Below are 3,737 nucleotides of genomic sequence, written 5' to 3' on the forward strand. Positions count from 1 at the left end.
TCCCGGTAAGCCAACACAGAACGCTTTCATTGAAAGTTTCAACGGCAGCTTCCGGGACGAATGCCTGAACGAAACGCTGTTCTCGTCGTTAGCAGACGCCCGATTAGAGATCACCAAGTGGAAGGAGGACTACAATCAAAACCGGCCCCATTCATCACTGGGAAATCTCACGCCCAACGAATTTGTGGCCAAAATCACGTTGCAAAAACTGGCCGCATGAAGCCACAAATCAATACGCGGATTCTCCTAAAATCTGGAGGAGAGTTGGGTCTCAGGTCAGTTCTGTTGCACTATTTGGCGTCGGGCAAGGCAGCCTCTTCCTAGCAGAGTCCTATCCTGCGTTCTTGAACAGCCCAGCCACGAACGCGACTTCGTTCAGTACACCAGGATGGTTGCTCTCGAAGTGGCCCTTCTTGATCGCCCGAAGTGTTTCAATCTCTTTGAGAGTGTTTTTGGCGGCGGCAAGACTTCGGAACCCGCGTTTGGGCTTCAGCAGCTGTTTCAGTGCGCCGTGATCGCCCTCAATCCGGTTGTTCAAGTGCTTCCGATCGATATGGCGGATTGCGTCTTCGGGGCCGCATCCTCGGTTCATTTCAGCGATTACCTTGGCATAGGCATGGGCCTTGTCTGTAATGATCGCGAACGGGTGATCGCAGCGGACGGTGTCACAGGCCTGTCGCATGAACGCCCTTGCAGCCTTGGCGTTTCGCCGCGCGGTCAGACGGAAATCAATCAACTGTCCACGCTGATCAACGGCTCGCCACAAGTAACACCAGCGACCATTCACCCGAACGTATGTTTCGTCCATATGCCACTGGAGGCCTCAACAGGAGCGATGTTTCCCGTAGGCGCGTTTGCGAATTTCAGGCCCAAACTTCTGCACCCGACGATAGATTGTTGCCGCGTCTACAGAGACCCCGCGTTCCGCCAACAAGTCGCGGACGTCGCGGTACGAAAGTGGATAGCGGCAATACCAACGCACGGCCAACAAGATGACGTCACGAGGAAACCGATGATGTTTGAACGGATCACGTCGTGCCATGGAAACCTCCATCAATTGCCAAGAGCAGATTCGGGCCTGAACGCAGATAATGCAACAGAGCCGGGTAGGCACAGGGGTTAGATACCTTTTGCCACGCGCAATTTTCTAAACCATCTCCCGGTTTTTGAGTTGCTATAGCCCAAGTTGCTCCGCAAGTTTGAGAAGTCCCTCATGTGCAGGATTCAATTCAAGACCTTCTTTCACGTAGATTATTGCCCACCGCAGGTTTGTATCCTGCATAGCAATCTCAGCCAGTCTGAATTTAGATTGTGCCGTTTGTTCATCGGCACTTGAGCCAGATGAGACCTTTTTGGCAATGATCGAACTTGCCACTCGATCCGCTATATCTTCATACCGACCGAAGACGTTCGGTGGCGCAGCGTAAGAGATATTGAACTCTTGATCGCCAAAAAGAAAGCTGACAGACTTTTGTTGGAACCCGACCATTGAAATTTCACCCAAGACTACCTTCTGACCGTTCCAATCCACTATCACTTCACGGCCACTTGCTTTTCTCGACTTGTACTTTGACTCTATTCGAAGCCTGCTCCCTCGGCTGTCCGCCAACAAACCATCCAAACTATTCAGGTTTGTCTTTTTTGCAATAACAAGAATAGACACACCTCTCACGCCGTTCGGGAAAAACTTCACCTTCCCCCGGGGGTCTCCATCGTATTCATTTTTTGCCCAACCCTCAGGAAAGTGCATGTCAAAATAGCCGTTGGGATCACTGTATTCGGTGAGACCTGAAAGGTCCTGCCCAAACAAGGACGTGCTGATAGCAACGCTTGTCGCTACTCCGAATCCAATCGTCCTCAGCATAGCAGCGGGTCGTCCAATAAGGTGTCGCACGAGTATTCTCCCTTCGTTACGTCTTTGCTTCGGAACGCTTCAGTTTGGCAGTCCTTTTTTCTTTCGCAGAGGGTGGCCGGGACTAGTGGGAGTTTCCTGCGTGAACCGTCAATGTTGCCTTGCAGAGCATCTGCACAACAGAGAATTTAGGTTGGTACTATTCTGCTGGTTTGGTAAGCAAAGACAAAATGGCTTCGTTTCCGCCTTTTTCGGCTAGTTGAAGTGTTGTTCGACGATATTTAGGCGCCCAATCTGAGCCGACCGTAAGATCGAGGTTCGGGTTTGCGCCATTCTCAAGCAGTAGCCGTACCACGTTCTCATGCCCATAGAACTGTCCGTCGTCAGGGATTTTGGGACAGATGGCTGCGTGATCTAAGAGAGGGTCAGGCTCATCTGTCTGGGTTGATTATGCGGCGGATTTGCGGTGAAGCAACCGTCGCGTTTCGATGGTCTTTCGTTTGATCCTTTCTCGTTGTTGCAGGATGGTCTGGCCACGCCCGAAGTAGACGTCGGCGGGTGTGAGGTTCTGCAAGCTCTCGTGGTAGCGCCGGTGGTTATAGTGATCGACGAAGGCGTCGATCCGCTGTCGGAGGTCGCCTGGCAGGTAGTAGTTTTCCAGCAGAATGCGGTTCTTTAGCGTTTGGTGCCACCGCTCGATCTTGCCCTGGGTCTGTGGGTGATATGGCGCACCTCGAACATGGCCCATCTTCTGATCTTCCAGCCAATCGGCCAGTTCACCAGAGATGTAACTCGACCCGTTATCCGAGAGTAGGCGCGGCTTATGCAGCACTGTTGCTTGATCACACCCTGAAGCCTGCAGCGCGAGGTCGAGCGTGTCGGTCACATCCTCGGTTTTCATCGTTGTGCAGAGTTTCCATGCGATGATGTAACGGCTGTAGTCGTCGAGGATCGTCGATAGGTAGAACCAGCCCCAGCTGATGACCTTCAGATAGGTGAAGTCGGTCTGCCAGAGCTGGTTCGGCCGTGTGGTCTTGTCGTGGAACTCGTCAGCGGCGGACAGAACCACATAGGCCGGGCTGGTGATCAGGTCGTAGGACTTGAGGATGCGATAGACCGAAGCCTCTGACACAAAATACTTTTCCACGTCGGTGAAGCGCACGGCCAGCTCACGTGGCGACAGATCGCTTTCCTTCAGGGCCAAGTCCTTGACCTTCTCGCGCACCGGCTCAGGGATGCGGTTCCAGACACGTGATGGCCTGGGACTGCGATCCTCAAGCGCCTCGGGGCCGCCCGACAGATACCGATCATACCAGCGATAGAAGGTCGTTCTGGGAATGCCGAGCTTGTCCAACGTGCGCCCGGTCGGCAGGTGCGAGCCTTCGACGAGGCGGATGATCTCCAGTTTCTCGGATGCAGGGTATCTCATTCGTCGTCGCCCCCATCCGCGATCATGCTTTTTTTGAGCAGCCGCAGTTCCAGCGCCTGTTCGGCTACGACTTCCTTCAGGTCGCGGGATTCTCGACGCAGATCCTTGACTTCGTTCGATGTCGCCGCGCGGGCCGTATCGCCCGCCAGGCGCTTCTTCCCAGCCTCGAGGAATTCCTTGGACCAACTGTAGTACAGGCTCTGAGCGATGCCTTCGCGGCGGCACAGCTCAGCAATGCTGTCCTCGCCCTTCAGGCCGTCCAGCACGATCCTGATCTTCTCCTCGGCTGAATACTGTTTGCGCGTCGCGCGGCGGATGTCTTTAACGACCTTCTCGCCGTGGCTTTGCTTGGTACCGGGTTTCTGTCTCATCTCCACTCCTTGGTGGTTACGATGTGCCAGAAACCCTCTCTTATCAAATTACCCTAAACTGTCCCATTGGCGCTGACGTCAGACA

4 protein-coding genes and 1 pseudogene are annotated in these 3,737 nt (G+C 53.9%); 1 reads left to right on the forward strand and 4 read right to left on the reverse strand.

Annotated elements, in window-relative coordinates; genetic code table 11:
* Positions 1–220, forward strand: a 220-nt coding sequence (locus tag ACP15K_RS20145; protein ID WP_424991422.1) for an integrase core domain-containing protein, incomplete at its 5' end; no start/stop codon positions are given.
* Positions 221–331: 111 nt separating this feature from the next.
* Here ACP15K_RS20145 and ACP15K_RS20150 read toward each other — a convergent pair.
* From ACP15K_RS20150 to ACP15K_RS20165, 4 genes and pseudogenes are all read right to left on the reverse strand, one after another.
* Positions 332–1,042, reverse strand: a pseudogene (locus tag ACP15K_RS20150) (IS6 family transposase).
* 132 nt (positions 1,043–1,174) lie between these two features.
* Positions 1,175–1,894, reverse strand: a complete 720-nt coding sequence (locus ACP15K_RS20155) for a hypothetical protein (protein ID WP_424991448.1) — start codon at positions 1,892–1,894, stop codon at positions 1,175–1,177.
* Positions 1,895–2,051: 157 nt separating this feature from the next.
* The gene (locus tag ACP15K_RS20160; protein WP_424991449.1) at positions 2,052–2,255 is read right to left on the reverse strand and encodes a hypothetical protein; all 204 of its coding nucleotides are present in this window, start codon (positions 2,253–2,255) and stop codon (positions 2,052–2,054) included.
* A gap of 45 nt (positions 2,256–2,300) precedes the next feature.
* Positions 2,301–3,652, reverse strand: a protein-coding gene (locus ACP15K_RS20165) for an IS3 family transposase (protein ID WP_424991181.1) whose coding sequence is annotated in 2 segments (ribosomal slippage) — positions 2,301–3,316 and positions 3,316–3,652 — 1,353 coding nt in all. Because the reading frame shifts where the segments join, the coding sequence is not laid out codon by codon here.
* Between the last annotated feature and the right edge of the window lie 85 nt (positions 3,653–3,737).

Source organism: Fluviibacterium sp. S390 (assembly GCF_049800695.1).
Taxonomy (GTDB): domain Bacteria; phylum Pseudomonadota; class Alphaproteobacteria; order Rhodobacterales; family Rhodobacteraceae; genus Meridianimarinicoccus.